Raw genomic sequence first — 19168 nt, forward strand, 5'->3', positions numbered from 1 at the left:
TCAGTCCCGGACGAACGATCCGATGCACTCGACGTGGCTGGTCATCGGGAAGGCGTCGAACGCACGGAGATTCTCCAGGCGGTAGCCGTGCGAGAGGTAGAGCCCCGCGTCCCGTGCGAAGGACGCGGGGTCGCACCCGATGTGCACGACACGATCCGGGTGCGCACCGGCGACCGCCGCGATCACCTGCCTGCCGGCGCCGGATCGTGGCGGGTCGAGGACGACGACGGACGGCTGCGGCGGCAGGGATCCGATCGCGCGCTCGACGGGCGCTGCCTGCATCGACAGCTGCGGCAGGTCCGTCACCGCCGCACGCCCGTCCACCACCGCCCGGTGGGAGAACTCGACCGCTGCGACGGTGCCGCCCGGTCCCACCGCCTCGGCGACGACGGACGCGAAGGTGCCCGCACCGGCGTAGAGGTCCCAGGCCGTGTCACCGGGCCGAGCACCGGACCACTCCCGGACCACCTCGGCGTACTGCGTGGCAGCCGCCCGGTGAGCCTGCCAGAACCCCCACGAGTCCACGGTCCACTCGCGCGACCCGACGCGCTCGACGGCCCGACCCGAGCCCGCGCGCACCCGGTGCGCGCGGTCACCGGACTTCGCGGCGCGGCGCGAGGAGGCGCCGCGACGACTGGTGTCGGCGCGCACGCGACGGTCGACGGCAGGAGCGATCTCCACGACGTGACGGGTCCCGTCGGAGTCCACGGCCACCGCGAGATCGGCGCCCGGCGTCCACGACCGGGCAGCCAGCCCGTCGTACATCCCCGGAACCGCTTGTGGGCAGGCCAGATCCGTCACGATGTCGGCGCTGCGGAGCCGGTGGAAACCGGGCCGTCCCTCGTCGTCCACACCCAACCGGATGCGCGTCCGCCAGCCGGTCTGATCACCGAGCGACTCCACCTCGACGGTGCGCTCGATGCCCCCGACGCGGCTCAACTGCTCGGCGACCACGGCCGCCTTGATCTGGCGTCCGGCCTCGGCGGTCGCGTGGGAGAAGTCGCAGCATCCCGACCCACCGGGGCCGGAGATGGGACACAGCGGCGCGATGCGGTCGGGCGAGGCCTCCAGGATCTCGACGGCGTCCGCGCGGCAGAAGGACTTGCCGGTGTCCTCGGTGACCCGCGCCGTCACCAGCTCGCCGGGAAGGCTGTGCCGGACGAACATGACGCGGCCCTCGTGCCGTGCGACGCAGAAGCCGCCGTGTCCCGGCTTGCCCACGCGGACCTCGACGACCGCGCCGAGCCACGAGTCGGTCATCGTTCGGATCGCCGTTCGGCCGAGGTGGGCTCGTAACCACGACGGGACGAGCCCGGTGCGTTCTCGAGGCTCTCGCGCTTCGCCCGCTCGGACGAGTTGAGCTGCCAGGGCACGCTGGTGACCATGACGCCGGGCTGGAACAGCAAGCGACTCTTCAGTCGCAACGCACTCTGGTTGTGCAGCACCTGCTCCCACCAGTGACCCACCACGTACTCGGGGATGAACACGGTGACGACGTCGCGCGGTGAGTCCCGCTTGACCCGGCGCACGTAGTCGAGCACGGGCTTGGTGATCTCGCGGTACGGCGACTCGACCACCTTGAGCGGGACACTGAGGTCGCTCTTCTCCCACTCGCGCACCAGTGTGCGGGTGTCCGCCTCGTCGACGTTGACCGTGATCGCCTCGAGGGTGTCCGGCCTGGTCGCACGGGCGTAGGCGAGGGCGCGGAGAGTCGGGCTGTGCAGCTTGGACACGAGCACGATGGAGTGTGTGCGGCTGGGGAGCACACCGTCCCACTCGACGTCGGCGAGCTCGGTGGCCACCGAGTCGTAGTGCTTGCGGATCAGTTTCATCAGTCCGAAGATCGCCAGCATCGCGATGATCGCGATCCAGGCACCCGCGAGGAACTTGGTCAGCAGAACGATGACCAGGACGGCGCCCGTCATGGCCAGTCCGATGCCGTTGACGACACGCGAGCGCATCATCGACCGGCGCTGCGCGGGGTCCGTCTCGGTCCGCAACAACCGGGTCCAGTGCCGCACCATGCCGGTCTGACTGAGCGTGAACGAGACGAACACTCCGACGATGTAGAGCTGGATCAGCTTGGTCACCTCGGCGCCGAACATGACGACGAAGAAGATGGCGGCGGCCGAGAGGAACAGGATGCCGTTGCTGAACGCGAGCCGGTCGCCGCGGGTGTGGAACTGGCGGGGCAGGAATCGGTCCTGGGCCAGGATCGACCCGAGTACCGGGAACCCGTTGAAGGCGGTGTTGGCGGCCAGCACCAGGATCAGCGCCGTCACGATGGTGATGAAGTAGAAGCCGGGCGTGAAGTGCCGGAAGACGGCCTCGGCCAGCTGCGCGATGAGCGTCTTCTGCTGGTAGTTCTCGGGAGCCCCGACGAGCTGGGTCGCGGGGTCCGCCGCGTACTTCACACCGATCTTCTCCGCCAGCAGGATGATGCCGAGCAGCAACGTGATGCCGATCGAGCCGAGCAGCAGGAGCGTCGTGGCGGCGTTGCGCGACTTCGGCTTGCGGAAGGCGGGCACGCCGTTGGAGATGGCCTCGACACCCGTCAACGCCGCACACCCGGAGGAGAACGCGCGCGCCAGCAGGAACGCGAACGCGATGCCGTAGAGGTGACTGTCCTCCGCCTGCAGCTCGAAGTTCGACGACTCGGCCGACACGTCGTCGCCGAGGACGTACACCTGCACCAGGCCCCACACGAGCATGACGACCATGCCCACCATGAAGGCGTAGGTGGGGATCGCGAACGCGGTACCGGACTCGCGGACGCCGCGCAGGTTGATCGAGGTGATGAGCACGATGGCGGCGACCGCGAACAGCACCTTGTGCTCCGCGACGAACGGCAGGGCCGATCCGATGTTGGAGGCAGCGGCCGAGATGGACACGGCGACCGTGAGCACGTAGTCGACGAGGAGGGCGCTGCCGACGGTCAGGCCCGCGGTCGGTCCCAGGTTGGTGGTGGCCACCTCGTAGTCGCCACCGCCGGACGGGTAGGCGTGCACGTTCTGGCGGTAGCTCGCCACGACCACCGCCATGACGACGGCGACGGCGAGACCGATCCAGATGGAGAACGAGTACGCCGAGATCCCGGCGACCGACAGCACCAGAAAGATCTCTTCGGGCGCGTAGGCGACGGACGACATGGCATCGGACGCGAACACCGGGAGGGCGATGCGTTTGGGCAGGAGCGTGTGTCCGAGCGTGTCGCTACGGAACGGCCTACCCAGCAGCAGCCTCTTGGTGGCCGTCGAAAGCTTGGACACATCGCAGAGCGTAGGCCGTACCGGGCTCGACCGTGGGGCAGGGTGACCGATAGCGTTGCGCGAAGTCCCTCCCGGCAGCAATCACCTGGGCACCGTCCTCTCGACTCCCGAACGGAGCGTCTGTTGTACGTAGTCGTCATGGGGTGTGGCCGCGTCGGCTCCGCCCTCGCGGGTGCACTCACCCGCATCGGCCACGAGGTCGCGGTCATCGACCGCGATCCCACCGCGTTCCACCGGCTCGGTCCCAACTTCACCGGACGTCAGGTGATCGGCATGGGGTTCGACCGGGACGTACTCGTCGAGGCGGGCATCGAGAAGGCCGACGCACTGGCCGCGGTGTCCTCGGGCGACAACTCCAACATCATCTCCGCGCGTGTCGCCCGCGAGACGTTCGGTGTCGAGCGCGTCGTCGCGCGCATCTACGACGCCAAACGCGCCGCGGTGTACGAACGCCTCGGCATCCCCACGGTGGCCACGGTGCCGTGGACGACGGATCGATTCCTGCACACGCTGATCCACGACAACGAGCTCACCAAGTGGCGCGATCCGTCGGGCAGCGTCGCGGTGGCCCGCCTCGACATCGGCGAGGGATGGGTGGGCAAGGGCGTGACCGCGCTCGAGAGTGCGACCAAGTCCCGAGTGGCCTTCATCATCCGCTTCGGTGCCGGACTGCTGCCCGACCGCAAGACGGTGATCCAGGCCGACGACGAGGTGTGGATCGCGGCGGTCGACGGCATGGTCGCCGAGGCCGTGGCGCTCGCGAGCAACCCTCCGCCCGAGGACTGACGGCTCCTGCCTCACCTCGTGTCCGTCCCCGCACCAGACCTGTCACCGAAGGATCCGTCATGAGAGTCGCCATCGCCGGAGCGGGAGCCGTGGGCCGTTCGATCGCCCGCGAGCTCCTCAGGTCCGACCATCACGTCCTGCTGATCGAACGCAAGGCCGACCACGTCGACCCGGCATCGGTCGAGGCGGCCGAGTGGATCCACGCGGACGCCTGCGAGCTCGCCACCCTCGAGGGCGCCGGCATCGAGTCGTACGACGTGGTCATCGCCGCCACGGGCGACGACAAGGCCAACCTGGTCCTGAGCCTGCTGGCGAAGACCGAGTTCGGCGTCGACCGAGTGGTCGCCCGCGTCAACGACCCGCGCAACGAGTGGCTCTTCGACGCGTCGTGGGGAGTCGACGTCGCTGTGTCGACACCGCGCATGCTGGCCTCGCTCGTCGAGGAGGCGGTCTCGGTGGGAGATCTGGTGCGCCTGATGACGTTGCGGCAGGGCAAGGCGAACCTCGTGGAGATCACGTTGCCGGCGAACACACCGCTGGCGGGCAAGCCGGTGCGCCGCATCACGCTTCCTCGCGACGTCGCGCTGGTCACCATCCTGCGCGGTGGCCGCGTCATCGTCCCGGAGAAGGACGACCCGCTCGAGGGCGGCGACGAACTGCTGTTCGTCACCACCGTCGACGTCGAGGACGAACTCCGCGAGGTGCTGGGACTCTCCCAGCGTTGACCGACAGGACCGACTGACAGCCGTCAGGGCTCGATGCGGTCCGCGTCCACGACCTCGGTGGTCTCGCTCTCCCGGTGCGTCGCTGCGGCCACGACAGCGTCGGCCCGTCGCACGGCCCAGAACGTGACGGCGAACGCGACCGCCGCGAGCGGCCAGCCCATCGCGATGCGGGCGACCGCGAGCCACCCGGTCTGGTCGGAGTCGTAGAGCTGCGATTGCACGACGTACCGCGCGACGAACACGAGAACCCAGGCGAACGTCGCGATGTCGTACGCGCGGACGGCGGCCCGATGCTCGCGCCAGGCCTTGCCGGTGCCGTTGAGGTAGCCCCACACGATGCCGACGAGCGGCCGACGAGCGAGGATCGAGACGAGGAACACCCCGCCGTACGCGAGCGAGGTGTAGATCCCGAACAGGAAGTAGCCCTTGGCGTCTCCGGTGCGGTAGGCGATGAACGCGCACACCGCCACGCCGAAGAATCCCGACACGGCCGGCTGGATCGGATCCCGCTTCACGAGGCGCCACACCAGGATCGCCACGGCCAGACCGAGGGCGGCCCAGATGGCCGCGGTGAGACCGGCGAGGGAGTTGACTGGAACGAAGACCAGCACGGGCAGGGTGGAGAACACCAGTCCGCTGACCCCACCGAGCTGGGACAGGATCGTCTCGGGAGGCGCGTCCTCGGTGGGCTGACTGTTCGGTGACTCGCTCATGCAGTTCAGGGTGCCAGACGATGCGGCTCCCGAAGAACTAGTCCTCGGTGCGCAGCTCGTAGTACGGGTTGTAGATGACCTTGCGGCCCTCGCGCTCCCCCACGCGACCACGGACCAGCAACTGCGTGCCGGACTCGATGCCGGCGATCTTGCGTCGGCCGATCCAGATCAGCGAGATGGTGTCGGTGCCGTCGAAGAACTCGGCCTCGACGATGGCGTTGGCGGCCTTGCTGCACGTCTCGACGCTGCGGAGCCGTCCGACCATGGTGACCTCGTCACCGCGAGTGCAATCGCATGCTCGTTGGGCGCCGGACGCCTTCGACGTCGACTCCAACTCCTCGGCATCGAGTTGATCGATGTCCTCGGTCAACTTCCGGGCCATGCGGCGGAAGTATCCTGCGGCAGCGGGTGCCATGAGTGCTCCTGGAGCGGTTCGCGCGGGCCTTCCGCGGCGGATGTTCTGCTTCTGTCAGCGCCACTGTAGACCTTTCCGAGCACGCCTCACCACACCCGGCCGGTCGGGTCGGTGAACGCCACGAGAAGATGCGGACACCATGGAGACAACCACCGTCGTACTGCTGCCCGGCACCGGCTCCGACGCGTCGTTCGTCGAGGGGGCCTTCGGTGATGCCGTCGCGGATCTCGGCTGGTCACTGCGGGTGATCGAGCCCGAACCCGCCGACGTCGTCGGGGGCTACGTGCGGGCGCTCGACCACGTACGAGGCGCCGTTCGAGGGGACCTGATCGTGGGCGGTGTCTCACTCGGCGCGGCGGTCGCGGCGCGGTGGGCGCTCGACCGTCGGGGCGCCGCGCAGGGCGCCGTCCTCGCGATGCCGGCGTGGACCGGATCTCCGGGCGACTCCCCCGCTGCGGTCGGTGCCGCCGCGACGGCGGCGACGCTGCGGGCCCACGGCCTCGATGCGTCGGTGGCGGCGATGGCGCAGTCGAGTCCGCGGTGGCTCGCCGAGGCGCTGACGCGGTCGTGGCGAGCACAGTGGCCGATGCTGCCGACGGCGCTGGACGACGCCGCCCGGTACGTGGCACCCACCCTCGACGACCTGCGATCCCTCGCGGTGCCGGTCGGCGTGGTGGCAGCGATGGACGACCCGGTGCATCCGCTCGGTGTCGCGCAGGACTGGTGCGCGGCTCTTCCCACGGCGCACCTCGACACCTTCGCGCTCGACGTCCTCGCCGCGTCCCCGGGCGAGCTCGGCAGGCTGGGCGTCACCGCGCTCCGGCGTGCGACGGGCGGGTCCTAGTCGAGCTGCTGCATCGCCGAGAACTCAGTCGAGCTGCTCTCGCCGAGAACTCAGTCGAGCTGCTGCATCGCCGAACCGGAGGGCCCGCGCCGACGTTGCGCCTCGGTAGCGGCGTCCACGTCGGGGGCCTGCTGCTGAGGTACCTGCTGCTGGGGCACCTGCTGCTGCACCGCAGCTCGGGCCTGCGCCTGTGCGGCAGCCATCTGCTGCTGCTGCGCGGCCGCGAGCTGCTGAGCGAGTGCCGGCGGCAGACTGATGGGCAACGGCGTCCGCACCGGGTGCGGATCCGAGCCGCGATCGACCACGGTCGCCGCCACGACGGCACGCGCCTGCTCGACCAGCGGCGATCCGGCCTCGACACTGCCTGCCGGTCCGCTCGCCACGCCGCGGATCATCCAGCGGTACCCGTCGACGCCGATGAAACGCAGATCCCCGCCGGCCGCGGAGCCCACCACCTCACGGCCCCACGGGCCGGTCTCGGTGGCCACCCGCGCGTTGTCGCGGCGCAGCGTGTCGGCCAACTCTGCGGCGACGTCACGCCACTGACCGGGCGACTTCGGAGCGGCGAAGGCCGCCACGGTGATGCGCCCGTTCGGAGTGACGATGTGGACGGCCTGGGGTGCGCCGGCCTGCGTCATCTCGACCTGCAGCTGTCCGCCGGCCGGAAGCATCAACAGCACGGATCCCAGATCGAGCCGTCCCTCCGCGATGCTCTCGCGGTCGCCGTCCAGGTCGTCGATCGACCACGGCCCGGTGGTGTCGTCCGCCGTACCGTCCACCTCGTCGACCTCGTCCACTTCCTCGACCTCGACCTCGACGTCCTGCGCGGAGTCGAGATCGGTGGCGTCGACGTCGTCGCGCCCCTTCTTCTTGCGTCCGAACATGCTCAGTTCTCCTTCTCGCTGGCGGTGACGGCATCGAGAACCGCGTGTCCGCCGCTGGAGCCGTAGCCGCCGACACCCCGGGTGGTGTCGTCCAGCTCGGCCACCTCGACGAAGTCGGGCAGTTCGACCCGCTGCACCAGCAGCTGGGCGATGCGGTCCCCGCGCCGCAGTTCGATGGGGGTGCGTGGATCGTGGTTGATGAGGCAGACCCTGATCTCGCCGCGATAACCGGCATCGACCGTTCCCGGCGTGTTGACCACCGACAATCCCGCTCGCGCGGCGAGGCCGGACCGTGGGTGGATCAGGCCGACGGTGCCGACCGGCAGCGCCACGGCGATGCCCGTACCGACCATGGCACGCTCACCGGGTTCGATGACGACGTCGACGGTGGAACACAGGTCCACGCCCGCGTCACCGGCGTGTGCACGGACGGGCAGCGGGATGTCCGGATCGAGTCGTCTGACGGCCACCGTCTCGACGGCCTGTGCCGATCCCTGGTCTCCGCGGGTCGTGCGTGTCGCCGTCTCGGCCGTCAGATCGCTCACATCGGTCGAGATTACTCGCCGATGCACCGTCGACCTCCCGCCCGTCCGACCCTCTACTCTGGAGAGGTGTCCGACGCAGCTTCGAGAGAGACCTCAGCAGATCACGCCACCCGGACGTCCGGGACGGCACACGACGGCGGGGGTGAGACGGTCGTCTACAGCGAACGGCTCCGCGTACCCGTCTGGTACTGGGTGGCCGCGATCGGCGTCGCGGCGATCCTGTCGGCCGAGGTGCACATGGGATCACCCGGCGTGATGGCCTGGCTGCCGTACGTGGTGCTGGTGCCGTTCGCGATCTGGGTGGTCACGTACCTGGGCCGGATGCGCGTCGAGGTGACGGAGCAGAACGGCGAGCGCATGCTGCACGCCGACAAGGCTCGGCTCCCCGCATCGGTGATCGATCGGGTGGCGGTGGTGCCGGGGACGGCGAAGAGTGCCGCCCTCGGACGCCAGCTCGACCCCTCCGCCTTCGTGCAGCATCGTTCGTGGGTCAAGCCGATGGTGTTGGTCGTCCTCGACGACGAGAACGACCCGACACCGTACTGGTTGGTGAGCACCCGGAACCCGGATGCAGTGGCTGCGGCTCTGACTCCGCAGCCACCGACCTCCTGACGGAGGTCTCCTCGGTCAGGCCGCGCAGTCGCGGCAGACCAGAACGCCGCCGTTGTCGGACGACAGCCGCGAGCGGTGATGCACCAGGAAGCAGCTCGAGCACGTGAACTCGTCGGCCTGCTTCGGCACGACACGCACGGACAGTTCCTCACCGGACAGGTCTGCGCCCGGCAGTTCGAAGGACTCCGCGGTGTCCGTCTCGTCGATGTCGACGACGGCGGACTGCGCCTCGTTGCGGCGTGCCTTCAGTTCTTCGAGGGAGTCCTCCGACACGTCGTCGGACTCGGTACGGCGTGGTGCGTCGTAATCGGTGGCCATGTTGTTCCCCTTACCTTCCTGCTGAGACCGGGTGTGCCCGGTCTCCTTCGATCGCCTTCATGGGGGATGTTCAAGACGTCGACCGCTTCTTGTTCGACGAACTCGTCCTCTGTCGGACTCACACCCTCGGATCCCGATGCAGGTCGTTCGTGTTCCTCGTCTGCTGTTCGTGGCAGAACATCGATCCGGTCGGACTTCTTCCCGACTTCCGCCGGGAGGATCTCCGTCCTTCTCGCTCACCTATTCGCAGCCGTCGTCCTGACGGATGACGGCCGGCGTGCGGGTGAGCCGACTGTGCCCGAATCCCCGTGACGGGAAACATTCTCTTGCTGCGGGCGTGCAGGCCCGAGGAGCCCGACCGGCCGTGAGTTCGATCCGCCGGGCCGCCAGACAATAGCCGACGACGAGCCGGTGTGGAAAACACCCTGCCCAGCGCGGTGTGTCGTGGCGCGAACGGCTCCCGCAGGAACCGCATCTCCCCTGTTCACCCCGCCCAACGCCGTCGACCGTGCAGACGTTCCCACCCGCCGTGCGTCCCGCGTCACATGCCGACGCGGCCCACTACAGTGAGCGAGTCACCGCCCGTGACACGACAGCGCGACACGTATCAGCAGAAGGGCACGCTCCCGTGGTCTCACTCATCACTCACGGCTCCTCGACCGACGACAAGGGGCGGCCGTACGCGCGGCGTCGGGCCTTCCCGATCCTCGTGGTGCTCGTCGTGCTCGCCCTCGCCGGTGCGGCCGTGTGGGTGAACATCCTGACCACGACCGAGACCGGCACGGACGCCGTCGCCTGCAACGCCCCCCAGCCGGCCTCCGATCCCGCCGCCCCCGCGGCCGCCGAGCCCGGCAGCGTCGTGGACGCCTCGGTGGTCACGGACACCCAGCCCGCCCCGTTGTCCGCCACCCGCGTGCGCGTGTTCAACGCGAACGGACAGGGCGGCCAGGCCGCCGAGATCGCCGCCGATCTCAGCGATTTCGGCTTCGCCAGCGCACCGGACGTGCAGGTGGGCAACGACCCGGTCTACGTCGACCAGAACATGCAGTGCATAGCTCAGATCCGGTTCGGCGCGGCCGGCGTGGCCGCCGCTGGCACCGTCGCACTGGTCGCGCCGTGCGCCGAGTTCGTTCAGGACACCCGCGAGGACGACACCGTGGATCTCGCGCTGGGCACCAACTTCCGTGCGCTGGAACCGAACACCGACGGCGAGGAGGTCATCCGCTCGCTCGCGGACGTGGCTCCGGGCGCCGCGGCACCGAACCTGGACGTCGATCTGCTCGCCGCCGCGCACCGCGTCAACTGCTGACGCGGGTCAGGCCTTCGCGATGGCGGCGACGCCACCGAGACGGTCGAGTACGGACAGGAACCCGTCTGCCACACCTTCCGCCACGGCGATCGTCACCTCGCCGTCGTCGCTGCGGGAGTGCGGCGACGGAGTGATCACCCGCGCACCCGCCTCCGCCGCGACCAGAGCGCCCGCCGCCCAGTCCCACGGGCTGAGCCCGTGCTCGAAGTGGGCGTCGACGCGCCCCGCCGCCACCATGCACAGATCCAGTGCCGCCGAGCCGATGCGACGAACGTCCCGCACCTCGGGCAGCAGAGCCGCGATCAGCGCGCCCTGACGGCGGCGGCGCGCCGCGTCGTAACCGAATCCCGTGGCCACCAACGTGAGTGCCACGTCGTCGATGTCGTTGACTCGGAGGCGCACCCAGTCTCCGCCCGCGTCCGAGCACCACGCGCCGCCGCCGAGCGACGCCGCGTACGTGCGATCCCCCACCACGTCCTCCACGGCGCCCGCCACCGACGCACCGTCGATCTGCGCGGCCACGGAGACCGAGTAGGCCGGGATGCCGTAGAGGAAGTTCACGGTGCCGTCGATCGGATCGAGGACCCACCGGACACCGGACGGGGCGATGTCCTCCCCGCCGCCCTCCTCGCCCAGTACCGCGTCGTCGGGACGCAGCCGGCTCAACAGGTCCCGGATGACGTGTTCGGTCTCGGTGTCGACCACCGTCACCGGATCGGTGGGCGTCGACTTCGACCGGACGGCGTCCACCGCCGCACCGCCCGCGCCGAACACCTCCGGCCGACGCCGACGTACGTGGCGTCCCGCCTCACGTGCGACGTCGACGGCGATGCGGCGCAACATCTCCGGGTCGAGCGTGCTCGTCGAGTCGTCCTGCGGCAGATCGTCATGAGGAGTCACCCGGTAATCCGAACACATCGGGCGGCGGAACGGTACGGCGCGCCACCCGCCGCGGTGCCGCGCGACCGGGAACGCCGTCAGCAACTAGGGTGACGTGCGCGCACCAGATCTCGCACGAACGCGCCGGTCGCCGACGCGTGCGTACGCCACCAGGAGGTTCTGTCATGACGAACGACCACACCGAACCCGGCCCGGTCTCCATCGCCGGGAAGACGGGCTCGCACCCCGAGGGCCGAGGCTTCGGTGTCGACGTCGGTGGCAGTGGCGTCAAGGGTGGCGTGGTCGATCTCGCCACCGGCGAACTGATCGGCGAGCGCTACAAGATCGAGACCCCGCAACCGTCGACTCCCACGGCCGTGGCCGAGACGGTCGCGGCCATCGTCGACCACTTCGAGTGGACCGGGGACGTGGGCATCACCCTCCCCTGCGTCGTCACCGGTGGCGTGGCGCGAACCGCCGCGAACGTCGACAAGGGCTGGATCGGGACCGACGCCGGCGCGCTGTTCCGCGACCATCTCGGGGGTCGTTCGGTGACCGTGCTCAACGACGCCGACGCCGCGGGCATCGCGGAGGACAAGTTCGGCGGCGGCAAAGATTCCAAGGGTGTGGTCATCCTGCTGACCTTCGGCACCGGCATCGGATCCGCGATCCTGCAGAACGGTGTCCTCCTGCCCAACACGGAGCTCGGGCACATGGAGGTGGACGGCAAGGAGGCCGAGCACCGCGCCGCGTCGTCGGTCAAGGACGACAACGGACTGTCGTACAAGGCGTGGGCCAAAGAGGTCTCGCGCGTGCTCGAGCGCATCGAGGATCTGTTCTGGCCGGACCTCTTCATCGCCGGCGGCGGCATCAGCCGCAAAGCCGAGAAGTGGATCCCCCTGCTCACCAACCGCACCCCGGTGCAGCCCGCGACGCTGCGCAACGCCGCCGGAATCGTCGGCGCGGCCCTCGCCGCACAGTCCGGTGTGGCGCCCTGATTCTCGTCGAGGGCGAACACGCGCCCCTCTGACCTGCGCCGCGTCGGCTCGCCGATGCGCGATGTGACTCACACCCCACTGCCGGTGAGCCGGGAACCTCGGCGTCCTCCCGCGCGTTGGTGCTGTGCACTCGCGGCGGTCGTTACAATGGTCCACGCCCCGGTTTCACGCCGGGAAATCCACAGACCTCTCCGCCGGATCATCACTCTGGCGTGACGCCGCACGACACCGTCACGAAAGGGCGTACGTGGCAGCCATCGATATTCGTCAGACCGCGGACACCGCGCCGGCAGTCGACAGCACTCCGGCCGTCGACACCGCGTCGGCCGACGGCACCGCACCCGGCGCCGTCGGAACCGCACCCGCGAAGGCCCCGGCCAAGAAGGCGGCCCCGCGCAAGGCAGCAGCCAAGAAGGCCGCGCCGCGCAAGGCCGCAGCGAAGAAGACCGCAGCGAAGAAGGCGACGTCTCCTGCGACCGGCGACGACGCCGACGAGCCCACCGCGGACATCGAGGACATCGACGTTCCCGAGGGCGAGCTCGCAGCCGAGTCGGACGTCGTCGAGGTCGTCGCCGTCGGCGACGAGGTCGAGGACGACGCGACCACCGAACCCACGCCGGAGGACAAGGCGTCGGGCGACTTCGTGTGGGACGAGGAGGAGTCCGAGGCGCTGCGACAGGCCCGCAAGGACGCCGAACTCACCGCCTCCGCCGACTCCGTCCGCGCCTACCTCAAGCAGATCGGCAAGGTCGCCCTCCTCAACGCCGAGGAGGAGGTCGAGCTCGCCAAGCGCATCGAGGCCGGTCTCTACGCCGTCCAGCTCATGGCCGAGTCCGCCGAGAAGGGCGAGAAGCTCCCCGTGGCCCAGCGCCGCGACATGACCTGGATCTGCCGCGACGGCAACCGGGCGAAGAACCACCTGCTCGAGGCCAACCTGCGCCTCGTCGTCTCACTGGCCAAGCGCTACACGGGCCGCGGCATGGCGTTCCTGGACCTCATCCAGGAGGGCAACCTCGGTCTGATCCGCGCGGTGGAGAAGTTCGACTACACCAAGGGCTACAAGTTCTCGACGTACGCGACGTGGTGGATCCGTCAGGCCATCACCCGCGCCATGGCGGACCAGGCCCGCACCATTCGTATCCCGGTGCACATGGTCGAGGTCATCAACAAGCTCGGACGCATCCAGCGTGAGCTCCTGCAGGACCTGGGTCGTGAGCCCACTCCCGAGGAACTCGCCAAGGAGATGGACATCACGCCCGAGAAGGTGCTGGAGATCCAGCAGTACGCTCGCGAGCCGATCTCCCTCGACCAGACCATCGGCGACGAGGGCGACAGCCAGCTCGGCGACTTCATCGAGGACTCCGAGGCCGTCGTCGCAGTCGACGCGGTGTCGTTCACCCTCCTGCAGGACCAGCTCCAGTCGGTTCTCGAGACCCTCTCCGAGCGCGAGGCGGGTGTCGTGCGACTGCGTTTCGGCCTCACCGACGGCCAGCCGCGCACGCTCGACGAGATCGGCCAGGTCTACGGGGTCACGCGTGAGCGCATCCGACAGATCGAGTCGAAGACCATGTCGAAGCTGCGGCACCCGAGCCGGTCGCAGGTGCTGCGCGACTACCTCGACTGACAGTTCCGCACCTCACCCGACGGCGACGAACGTCCCGTCGTCGTCGGGCAGGTAGGGCTGCACCTCGACCACCGCGGTCAGCGGGACCGGTCCGTAGAGGTGCGGGAACAGCATCGAACTCGGATCGCCGGGTACTCCCGGCTCCCATTCCAGACGGTCCTTCAGTCGAGTGGGGTCCAACGACAGGAGCACGATGTCCCGGCGCCCGGCGAACAGCCGGTTGGCCGGGAGATGAACCTGCTGCGGCGTCGACAGATGGACGAACCCCTGCTCGGCGAGCGACGCGGGTGCCACCTCCCCCGCGGCCACACTCGCCTCCCAGTCCGCCGCCGGGCACATGTGTACCAGGATCTCGGTCATCGGCCGTCCTCTCGTGTCGGGTCCTGCAGTCGCGTCGTGTCGGCCGGCGGCGCCGGTCGTGCGCGTCGTTCCACACCGCCCAGCGCGACGGCGACGATCACACACAGGATGCCCGCGAGTTCGGCGATCGAGGGCACCTGCCTCAGCACCACGACGCCGACCACCGTCGCAGTGGTGGGCAGCAACGCGAGCAACAACGCGAACCGTGCCCGTCCGACCGTGCGCAGGACCACCTGGTCGAGCGCGTAGGGGATCACGCTCGACAACACACCCACCCCGACACCCAGCAGCCACGTGGACGGCGCGGTGAACACCGACGGATCGTCGAGTACCTGGGGCGTCAACGCGAGCGGGGCGAGGATCACCGACGCCACCGCCATGCCGACGGCGAGGGAGTCCAGCCCGTCGCCCGCCGTCGCGACCGACTTCCCGAGCACCACGTAGCCGGCCCACAGTCCGGCGGCGAGGAGTGCGAAACCGACCCCGACCAGGCCCACGTCGAATCGCGCTCCGGCCACCAGCGCGACTCCCGCGACCACCAGGACGAGTGCGAGCACGTCGCGAGCGCGCCGCGATCCGAGTGCGGCGACGAGGACAGGACCGAGGAACTCGATCGCCACGGCGGTGCCCAACGGGATGCGGGCGATCGCCTCGTAGAACGCCAGGTTCATTCCCACCGTGACGACACCGAACCCACCGGCCACCGCGATGGTGCGGGCCGTCCATCGCGTGCGCCAGGGACGACGCCAGGCCAGCAGAACGGCCGCTGCGCCTGCCGCGCGCAGCCACGCCACGGCCGCCGGCGAGATGGTGTCGAACAGATGGACGCCGATGGCGGCACCGAGATACTGCGCGAGCGCTCCGACCACGAAGACGAACGGCACCGACCACGGCGGGAACGAACGCCCCACCGACGCGAGGCCGCGCGCGTCCACATCCGTCATGGTCGAACCGTATCCACCGGTCGCGACACGGGCGCACAGGGGCAGGTGAGTTCTGCCGACAGCGAACGATGCTCGGGAGGGACGTGATTCACCAGCATGTTTCGTGTCTGTGACAACACACGGCCATCCGCGTGGGAACAACGCACGAACCCCATACGTCTGTAAGAGTGAACGAACCGCGTCGAACCGACGTGGCGGACCGACCCCAGGACCGTGGTAGTCACGGTCAGTACGGAGGAGTCATGCCCGAATTGTTGACCGACACCACCCTCACCGCTGCCGACAGGTGTGATCGTTGCGGAGCGGGAGCGCGGGTGCGTGCCGTCCTCCCCACCGGCGGAGAACTGCTGTTCTGCCGTCACCACGCCAACGAGCACGAAGCGCGTCTCCTCGAGATGAACGCCACCATCGTCGCTGACGCGGATTCCGACGCCATGGCGTGATGACCGGGGCACTCGGTCCCACAGCATCAGCACTCGACTCCTGACACCACGAAGGGCGACCACCGATCCGGTGGTCGCCCTTCGTCGTGCGCGGGGCTCGTGCAGTGCTGCGATCACCACGAACGCAGGGCCGAGATCCTCTCGGTGAGCTGCTCCGCCGTCGCGATCGCGGTGGGCGGCCCACCACAGCTCCGTCGGAGTTCGCCGTGGATGATGCCGTGGGCCTTGCCGGTGCGGTGGTGATGCATCGCCACCAGGCCGTTGAGCTCCTTGCGCAGATCTGCCAGCTTCGCGGCGTCCGCGGACCGCCCGGCGGGCGGGAGGGTGACCGGAGCCGGAGTCTCCGTGGGCGTCGCCGGGCGTGCCAGCTGCGTCTCCTGCCGTTTCCGCAACAGCGCGCGCATCTGGTCGCCGTCCAACAGGCCCGGCAGGCCGAGATAGTCCGCCTCGTCGTCGCTGCCCGAGAACGTCGCGGTGCCGAAGGAGGAGCCGTCGAAGATCACCTGGTCGAGCTCTGCGTCGGCACCGAGCGAGGTGAACGCCTTCTCCTCCTCGCCGGGCTCGTCCTTCTGCTGGTTCGCCTCGATGAGCAGGTCGTCATCGAGACCGTCCTTCTCCCGGTGCGGCTTCCCGATGACGTGGTCGCGCTGCGCCTCGAGCTGGCTGGCCAGGTCCAGGAGCACCGGCACCGAGGGCAGGAACACGCTCGCCGTCTCACCCTTGCGGCGAGAACGCACGAAGCGCCCGACGGCCTGGGCGAAGTACAGCGGTGTGGAGGCGCTGGTCGCGTAGACGCCGACCGCGAGGCGCGGGACGTCCACCCCCTCCGACACCATGCGCACGGCCACCATCCAGGTCGACGTTCCCGCGCCGAACTCGGCGATGCGGGCCGAGGACCCGGGATCGTCGGACAGCACGAGCGTCGGGGTCTCCCCCGTCGCCGCCTCGAGGATTCCCGCGTAGGCGCGCGCGGTGGTCTGATCCGACGCGATGACGAGGCCACCCGCGTCGGGAATGCCGCCCTGCCGGAGTTGGTGCAGCCGGGTGTTGGCCGCGGCGAGCACCGACGGCACCCACTCGCCGGACGGGTCGAGAGCGGTACGCCAGGCCCGCGCCGTCTGCTCGGCGCTGAGCGGCTCCCCGAGACGGGCGGCGAACTCCTCGCCCGCACTGTTGCGCCAGCGTGCCTCGCCCGAGTACGCGAGGAAGACGACCGGCCGCACGACACCGTCCGCCAGCGCGTCGGCGTAGCCGTAGCTGTGGTCCGGGCGCGACCGGGGCAGGCCCTCGTCGTCCGGCTCGTAGTTCACGAAAGGAATGGGGCTGTCGTCGCTGCGGAAGGGCGTTCCCGTCAGTGCCAGGCGGCGCGTCGCGTCGCCGTAGGCCTCGCGGATGCCCTCGCCCCAGCTCTTGGCGTCACCGCCGTGGTGGATCTCGTCGAGGATCACGAGCGTCTTGCGGTTCTCGGTCCGCACCCGGTGGCGGGAAGGGTGCGACGCCACCTGTGCGTACGTGACGACGATGCCGTGGAAGTCGCTGGACGTCTGCCCGGTGCTGTTGGAGAAGCGGGAGTCGAGGGCGAGTCCGACGCGCGCCGCCGCCTCCGCCCACTGGTGCTTGAGGTGCTCGGTGGGAGCGACGACCGTGACCTGGTCCACGGTGCGGTCGCTCAGCAGCTCGAGCGCCACGCGGAGCGCGAACGTGGTCTTGCCGGCTCCCGGCGTGGCGACGGCCAGGAAGTCGGTCGGACCCGCCGACAGGTACTTCGTGAGCGCTCGCCGCTGCCAGGCGCGCAGTGGCGGCAGGGCGACTCCGGCCGGCCCTGTCACAGGGAGACCTCCTGCGCTGTCGACCTTCTCGCCGATCTCGGCCGTCATGAACGGGCCTCGTCCGGCGCCGTACGTCCACCTGAAAGGATGCGAACCACCCGTGGCATGGAACTCCCGTTCGGCTCGTCGTCTCGTGTGCACATCCGTCGATCAGACTATCGCGGACGTCGGCGCGCCCACCAATGCGCACGTCGCCGCCGGTGCCCGCGACGGCGACACACCGGGCCGGGACGTGCCCGAGCGACGCCGGTGGGCCATGCTGGAGTCATCATGAGCGCACCCGCCGACAACACGTCCGATCGGGACACCGCGGCAGCGTCGACGCCCGACGGAGAGCCGGGGCCCGGTCCCGTCCCGGGACGGCCGCTGCGCACGGCCTGGCGCGTCGTCGCGAGGACGGCGGGCAAGGCGTGGGACGACTCCATCTTCGGCAAGTCCGCCACCGCCGCCTTCTGGCAGACCCTGTCGCTGCCGCCGCTGGTGCTCGCACTCCTCGGCAGCCTCACCTACATCGCGGGGTGGTTCGGACCGAACACTCTCGACATCATCGAGTCGAAGATCGTGACGTTCAGCTCCACGCTGTTCAGCGACAACGTCGTGGACGAGATCATCGCCCCCACGCTGACGGACATCCTCAACAGCGGACACGGTCCCGTCGTGTCCGTGGGCTTCCTGCTGTCGTTGTGGGCCGGCTCGTCGGCGATCTCCACCTTCGTCGACTCCATCGTCGAGGCACACGGTCAGCAGGACGCGCGCAACCCCGTGTGGCAGCGCATCTTCGCTCTGCTGCTGTACGTCGCGTTCCTGATCGTCGCGGTGTTCGTCCTGCCCCTCGTCGCGCTGGGGCCCACCATCATCGGTCGGGTGCTGCCGTCGTCGTGGTTCGAGATCGGCTCGCAGGTGATCGACATCGCGTACTACCCGGGTGTCGGACTGCTGCTCATCGTCGGCCTGACGACGCTCTACAAGGTGGCTCTGCACACCTCGCTGCCGTGGCACCGCCTGCTCGGCGGATCGCTGCTGGCCGGAGTGTTCTTCATGCTGGCGAGTGCGGTGCTGCGCACCTACCTGTCCTGGGTGACCGGAACGGGCTACACCTACGGCGCGCTCGCGGCTCCGATCGCCTTCCTGCTCTTCACGTTCTTCCTGGGATTCGCGGTGGTGCTGGGGGCGGAGTTCAACGCCACGGTCCAGGAGTTCTGGCCGGCGCGCGCCACACGCATGGACCAGGTCAAGGGATGGATCGCCGAGAAGGCAGCCGATCCGGGTGCGGGCACCGTCGGCGCTCTCGGCCGGCTGGCCACCGGCCCGATCCGCATCGCACGGTCGGATCGGGACGGCGGCGAGTCACCGGAGAAGCGTCAGGTGACGCGTGATCGGCAGGATCACTCGCCCTTGCGCAAGCCGTCGTAGACCTTCTTGCAGTCGGGGCACACGGGTGACCCGGGCTTGGCCGACTTCGTGACGGGAAAGACCTCGCCGCACAGTGCGACGACGTGGGTGCCCATCACCGCGCTCTCGGCGATGCGGTTCTTCTTCACGTAGTGGAAGAACTTCGGAGTGTCGTCGTTGGTGGTCTCGTCGGTGCTGACGTCGGGGCGTTCCTTGGTCTGCGTGCTCATGCATCGATTATGACGGTTGTTCCCGACACGCGCGTCGCACATCTCACCA

The 19168-nt window shown here is 69.4% G+C and carries 21 protein-coding genes; 9 read left to right on the plus strand and 12 right to left on the minus strand.

The window, feature by feature from the left end; translation table 11 throughout:
• Both QRN16_RS05680 and QRN16_RS05685 read right to left on the minus strand, forming a co-directional pair.
• Nucleotides 1–1260 carry a class I SAM-dependent RNA methyltransferase gene (locus tag QRN16_RS05680; protein WP_285185041.1) on the minus strand — a complete coding sequence of 420 codons (1260 nt, stop codon included), beginning with the start codon at nucleotides 1258–1260 and terminating at the stop codon, nucleotides 1–3.
• Entirely contained in the window at nucleotides 1257–3269 is a 2013-nt protein-coding gene (locus QRN16_RS05685) for an APC family permease (RefSeq protein WP_027505190.1), read from the minus strand. The genes QRN16_RS05680 and QRN16_RS05685 overlap by 4 nt, the downstream gene beginning before the upstream one ends.
• 123 nt (nucleotides 3270–3392) lie before the next feature.
• Here QRN16_RS05685 and QRN16_RS05690 point away from each other — a divergent pair, with 123 nt between their 5' ends.
• Nucleotides 3393–4055, plus strand: coding sequence for a potassium channel family protein (locus QRN16_RS05690; protein ID WP_027505189.1), 663 nt, complete (start codon nucleotides 3393–3395; stop codon nucleotides 4053–4055).
• A 59-nt stretch (nucleotides 4056–4114) separates the two neighbouring features.
• On the plus strand, nucleotides 4115–4780 hold the full coding sequence (locus QRN16_RS05695) for a potassium channel family protein (RefSeq protein WP_027505188.1): 666 nt from the start codon (nucleotides 4115–4117) through the stop codon (nucleotides 4778–4780).
• Nucleotides 4781–4803: 23 nt separating this feature from the next.
• Here QRN16_RS05695 and QRN16_RS05700 read toward each other — a convergent pair whose 3' ends face one another.
• Nucleotides 4804–5493, minus strand: coding sequence for a DUF3159 domain-containing protein (locus tag QRN16_RS05700; protein WP_051613201.1), 690 nt, complete (start codon nucleotides 5491–5493; stop codon nucleotides 4804–4806).
• A gap of 37 nt (nucleotides 5494–5530) precedes the next feature.
• On the minus strand, nucleotides 5531–5908 hold the full coding sequence (locus QRN16_RS05705) for an OB-fold nucleic acid binding domain-containing protein (RefSeq protein WP_027505186.1): 378 nt from the start codon (nucleotides 5906–5908) through the stop codon (nucleotides 5531–5533).
• A 139-nt stretch (nucleotides 5909–6047) separates the two neighbouring features.
• On the opposite strand from QRN16_RS05705, the gene QRN16_RS05710 reads away from it, so the two are divergent.
• The gene (locus tag QRN16_RS05710) at nucleotides 6048–6752 is read left to right on the plus strand and encodes an alpha/beta fold hydrolase (RefSeq protein ID WP_285185042.1); all 705 of its coding nucleotides are present in this window, start codon (nucleotides 6048–6050) and stop codon (nucleotides 6750–6752) included.
• A gap of 50 nt (nucleotides 6753–6802) precedes the next feature.
• Here QRN16_RS05710 and QRN16_RS05715 read toward each other — a convergent pair whose 3' ends face one another.
• Together QRN16_RS05715 and dut are read right to left on the minus strand one after the other, a co-directional pair.
• The gene (locus QRN16_RS05715; RefSeq protein ID WP_285185043.1) at nucleotides 6803–7636 is read right to left on the minus strand and encodes a DUF3710 domain-containing protein; all 834 of its coding nucleotides are present in this window, start codon (nucleotides 7634–7636) and stop codon (nucleotides 6803–6805) included.
• A 2-nt stretch (nucleotides 7637–7638) separates the two neighbouring features.
• Nucleotides 7639–8106 (minus strand): dUTP diphosphatase, encoded by a 468-nt coding sequence (dut, locus tag QRN16_RS05720; RefSeq protein WP_027505183.1) that lies wholly within the window; start codon nucleotides 8104–8106, stop codon nucleotides 7639–7641.
• Between the two features lie 141 nt (nucleotides 8107–8247).
• Here dut and QRN16_RS05725 point away from each other — a divergent pair, with 141 nt between their 5' ends.
• Nucleotides 8248–8793, plus strand: coding sequence for a DUF3093 domain-containing protein (locus QRN16_RS05725; protein WP_285185044.1), 546 nt, complete (start codon nucleotides 8248–8250; stop codon nucleotides 8791–8793).
• Between the two features lie 15 nt (nucleotides 8794–8808).
• On the opposite strand, the gene QRN16_RS05730 is transcribed toward QRN16_RS05725, so the two are convergent.
• Nucleotides 8809–9111, minus strand: coding sequence for a DUF4193 domain-containing protein (locus QRN16_RS05730; RefSeq protein ID WP_027505182.1), 303 nt, complete (start codon nucleotides 9109–9111; stop codon nucleotides 8809–8811).
• Nucleotides 9112–9739: 628 nt separating this feature from the next.
• Here QRN16_RS05730 and cei point away from each other — a divergent pair.
• Nucleotides 9740–10420 carry an envelope integrity protein Cei gene (gene cei / locus QRN16_RS05735; protein WP_027505181.1) on the plus strand — a complete coding sequence of 227 codons (681 nt, stop codon included), beginning with the start codon at nucleotides 9740–9742 and terminating at the stop codon, nucleotides 10418–10420.
• Between the two features lie 6 nt (nucleotides 10421–10426).
• On the opposite strand, the gene QRN16_RS05740 is transcribed toward cei, so the two are convergent.
• On the minus strand, nucleotides 10427–11338 hold the full coding sequence (locus QRN16_RS05740; RefSeq protein WP_502943980.1) for an inositol monophosphatase family protein: 912 nt from the start codon (nucleotides 11336–11338) through the stop codon (nucleotides 10427–10429).
• Between the two features lie 146 nt (nucleotides 11339–11484).
• On the opposite strand from QRN16_RS05740, the gene ppgK reads away from it, so the two are divergent.
• Together ppgK and QRN16_RS05750 are read left to right on the plus strand one after the other, a co-directional pair.
• Complete coding sequence (gene ppgK, locus QRN16_RS05745) at nucleotides 11485–12297, plus strand: polyphosphate--glucose phosphotransferase (protein ID WP_081821182.1); 813 nt, start codon at nucleotides 11485–11487, stop codon at nucleotides 12295–12297.
• Nucleotides 12298–12544: 247 nt separating this feature from the next.
• Nucleotides 12545–13921, plus strand: a complete 1377-nt coding sequence (locus QRN16_RS05750; protein WP_056444837.1) for an RNA polymerase sigma factor — start codon at nucleotides 12545–12547, stop codon at nucleotides 13919–13921.
• Between the two features lie 12 nt (nucleotides 13922–13933).
• Here the strand turns inward: QRN16_RS05750 and QRN16_RS05755 are convergent, their stop codons facing one another.
• Together QRN16_RS05755 and QRN16_RS05760 are read right to left on the minus strand one after the other, a co-directional pair.
• Nucleotides 13934–14281 carry a DUF952 domain-containing protein gene (locus QRN16_RS05755; protein ID WP_027505177.1) on the minus strand — a complete coding sequence of 116 codons (348 nt, stop codon included), beginning with the start codon at nucleotides 14279–14281 and terminating at the stop codon, nucleotides 13934–13936.
• Nucleotides 14278–15225 carry an EamA family transporter gene (locus tag QRN16_RS05760; RefSeq protein WP_082544481.1) on the minus strand — a complete coding sequence of 316 codons (948 nt, stop codon included), beginning with the start codon at nucleotides 15223–15225 and terminating at the stop codon, nucleotides 14278–14280. Before QRN16_RS05760 ends, QRN16_RS05755 begins: the two co-directional genes overlap by 4 nt.
• Before the next feature lie 242 nt (nucleotides 15226–15467).
• On the opposite strand from QRN16_RS05760, the gene QRN16_RS05765 reads away from it, so the two are divergent.
• A complete protein-coding gene (locus tag QRN16_RS05765; protein ID WP_027505176.1) occupies nucleotides 15468–15668 on the plus strand; it encodes a DUF7455 domain-containing protein in 201 nt (66 codons plus the stop codon).
• Nucleotides 15669–15781: 113 nt separating this feature from the next.
• Here QRN16_RS05765 and QRN16_RS05770 read toward each other — a convergent pair whose 3' ends face one another.
• Nucleotides 15782–17545: a DEAD/DEAH box helicase gene (locus QRN16_RS05770; RefSeq protein ID WP_027505175.1), complete on the minus strand. Its 1764-nt coding sequence runs from the start codon at nucleotides 17543–17545 to the stop codon at nucleotides 15782–15784.
• A 222-nt stretch (nucleotides 17546–17767) separates the two neighbouring features.
• On the opposite strand from QRN16_RS05770, the gene QRN16_RS05775 reads away from it, so the two are divergent.
• On the plus strand, nucleotides 17768–18910 hold the full coding sequence (locus QRN16_RS05775) for a YihY/virulence factor BrkB family protein (RefSeq protein WP_081821180.1): 1143 nt from the start codon (nucleotides 17768–17770) through the stop codon (nucleotides 18908–18910).
• Here QRN16_RS05775 and QRN16_RS05780 read toward each other — a convergent pair.
• Nucleotides 18883–19119 carry a DUF3039 domain-containing protein gene (locus QRN16_RS05780; protein WP_285185045.1) on the minus strand — a complete coding sequence of 79 codons (237 nt, stop codon included), beginning with the start codon at nucleotides 19117–19119 and terminating at the stop codon, nucleotides 18883–18885. The two genes, QRN16_RS05775 and QRN16_RS05780, sit on opposite strands and share 28 nt — an antisense overlap.
• Nucleotides 19120–19168 lie beyond the last annotated feature (49 nt).

It is taken from the genome of Rhodococcus sp. MEB041 (assembly GCF_030208955.1).
Classification (GTDB): Bacteria; Actinomycetota; Actinomycetes; order Mycobacteriales; family Mycobacteriaceae; genus Rhodococcoides.